The 2760-nt window shown below is 73.7% G+C and carries 2 protein-coding genes; both read left to right on the top strand.

Annotated features, from left to right (window positions below; all coding sequences use genetic code 11):
- Positions 1-903 (top strand): ubiquinol-cytochrome c reductase iron-sulfur subunit (locus JNW89_RS33635; protein WP_238452106.1); only part of this gene is annotated, 903 nt, incomplete at its 5' end.
- Positions 900-2525 carry a cytochrome bc complex cytochrome b subunit gene (locus JNW89_RS33640; protein WP_238452107.1) on the top strand — a complete coding sequence of 542 codons (1626 nt, stop codon included), beginning with the start codon at positions 900-902 and terminating at the stop codon, positions 2523-2525. The genes JNW89_RS33635 and JNW89_RS33640, both read left to right, overlap by 4 nt.
- Positions 2526-2760 lie beyond the last annotated feature (235 nt).

Here is a 2760-nt window from a genome sequence, read left to right on the forward strand (position 1 = left end):
GGTGGCCGCCGCCCGGTGGTTGGGCAGGAGGGCGGCGGAGTGAGCGGTCGGCGTCCGTCTACGAGCGAGCGGGCGGCGAGCCGCCGGGTCGTTGCCGCGTTCCTCGCCAGCGCGGCCGGGGCGGTGGGGTTCGCGGTGACGTACGGGCTGGGCGGCAACACCCGCTGGGAGGGGGTCTGCCTCGCGGTGGCCTTCGCCGGACTGGCCGTGGGCCTCGCCGTCTGGGGGCGGCGGCTCGTGCCGGTCGGCGGCTACGTCGAGGAGCACGAGGGCTTCGCCCCACCCCCGGCGGAGCAGGCGATGACTGCCGGGGAGCTCACCGCGCCGGACAGCCCGGTGCGGCGGCGGGGCCTGCTCGCCGCGCTCGGGCTGGCGCTGACCGCGCTCGGCGCCGCCGCGCTGTTCCCGCTGCGCTCCCTGCTGCCGTTCGACCGGGCGGGCCCGGTCCAGGACCTCAGGGACACTCCGTGGGCGCCGGGCGTGCGGCTGGTCGACGCCGCCGGACGACCGTTGCGGCCGCAGGACGTGCCCGCCGACACCGTGGTCGGCATCTTCCCGGAGGGCCACCTCGACGCCGGGGACGGACCCGCCTTCGCGGTCCGCCTCGACCCGGCGCGCTTCTCCCGGCCGCCCTCCGGCGGGCATCTCGACGGTCTGGTGGTCTACTCGCTGCTCTGCACGCACGCCGGCTGTCCGGTCCGGGTCTACCTCAAGGGCACCGGAGGGGTGCTCTGTCCCTGCCACCAGTCGTCGTTCGACCTGCTGGCGGACGCCAAGCCGGTCGCCGGCCCGGCTGCGCGGGCGCTGCCCGGTCTGCCGATCGAGGTCGGCCCGGACGGCTTCCTCCGCGCGACCGGTGATTTCACCGCCCCACCCGGCGCCGGCTTCTGGAACTGGCCGTGATCACCGACCGGTTGGCCAGAGCGCTCGACGACCGGCTGCGGCTCTCTCCCATCACCCGCCGAGCGCTGGCGAAGGTCTTCCCCGACCACTGGTCGTTCATGCTCGGCGAGATCGCGCTCTACTCGTTCGTCGCGCTGATCCTCACCGGCGTCTACCTCACCTTCTTCTTCGACGCCAGCTCCGCCCACCGGGTCTACCACGGCGACTACGCCCCGCTGGACGGCGCCACCACCTCCGCCGCGTACGCCTCGACGGTGCGGCTCAGTTGGGATGTCCGGGCCGGTCTGCTCATCCGGCAGACCCACCACTGGGCCGCGCTGGTCTTCGTCGCGGCGATCGTGCTGCACCTGGCCCGGATCTTCTTCACCGGGGCGTTCCGCAAACCCCGTGAGCTCAACTGGCTGATCGGCGTGACCATGCTGTCGCTCGCCCTCGCCAACGGCTTCACCGGCTACTCCCTGCCGGACGACCTGGTCTCCGGGCTGGGCCTGCGGATCATCACCTCGGTGGTGGAGTCGGTTCCCCTGGTCGGGGCCTGGCTGGCCGCCCTGGCCCTGGGCGGGGAGTTCCCCTCCGACCTGATGATCCCGCGGATGTTCGTCAGCCACGTACTGCTGGTGCCCGCCGTCCTCGTCGCGCTCGTGTCGCTGCACCTGGCGATCCTGGTGCGGCAGCGGCACACGCAGTTCCCCGGCCCGGGACGGACCGAGCACAACGCCGTCGGGTCGCGGCTCTGGCCGAGCTACACGCTGCGCTCGCTCGCCCTGTTCGCCTGGGTGCTGGCGGTGCTCTTCGCCCTCGGCGGCCTGGTTCAGATCAACCCGGTCTGGATCTACGGCCCGTTCGCACCGGACCAGTCCACCTCTCCGGCTCAGCCCGACTGGTACGTCGCGTGGGGCGACGGCGCCCTGCGGCTGTTCCCACCCCTGGAGTTCCGTATCGCCGGGCATCTGGTGCCGGCGCCGTTCTTTCCCGGCGTCGTGCTCGGCGGGCTGACCTTCCTCGCCCTCTACGCCTGGCCGTTCGTCGAGCGGCTGCGCACGAAGGACCGCCGGCAGCACCACCTGCTCGACCGGCCCCGCGACCACCCGGTCCGGCTGGGCGTCGGCGTCGGCGCGCTGACCTTCTACGCGGCGCTGACGGTCGCCGCGGGGGACGACATCCTCGCCCGGCTGCTGCGGGTGCCCGTCTACGACCTGCTGTACGTGTTCCGGGTGCTGGTGCTCGTCCTGCCGCTCCTCGCCGGGCTGCTCGCCTTCCTGGTCGCGCGGGCGCTGCGCCGCGGCGACGCCGCCGGCATCGGCGATCTCACCCACGCCGACCTGAGGCGAGCGGCGCGGCGAGCGGGCCCTGGATCCGACGGCGAGGGTCCCTCCGGTGCCTCCGACATCCCCGCCAGGGACAGGCCGGGGGAGCGAATCGAGATGTGGTCGGAGGGCGAACTGTGGCGGTGGCGCTACCGGGACGAGGCACGGCACATCGTCATCACCGCGAACCGGGCCGTGCGATCGGAGGATGACTCGTCCTGCCGCTCCTCGCCGGGCTGCTCGCCTTCCTGGTCGCGCGGGCGCTGCGCCGCGGCGACGCCGCCGGCATCGGCGATCTCACCCACGCCGACCTGAGGCGAGCGGCGCGGCGAGCGGGCCCTGGATCCGACGGCGAGGGTCCCTCCGGTGCCTCCGACATCCCCGCCAGGGACAGGCCGGGGGAGCGAATCGAGATGTGGTCGGAGGGCGAACTGTGGCGGTGGCGCTACCGGGACGAGGCACGGCACATCGTCATCACCGCGAACCGGGCCGTGCGATCGGAGGATGAGGCGGTCTGGGCTTCCCGGCTCGCGTACCCCGGGGTCGACCG

The organism is Micromonospora sp. 4G55, from assembly GCF_016803375.1.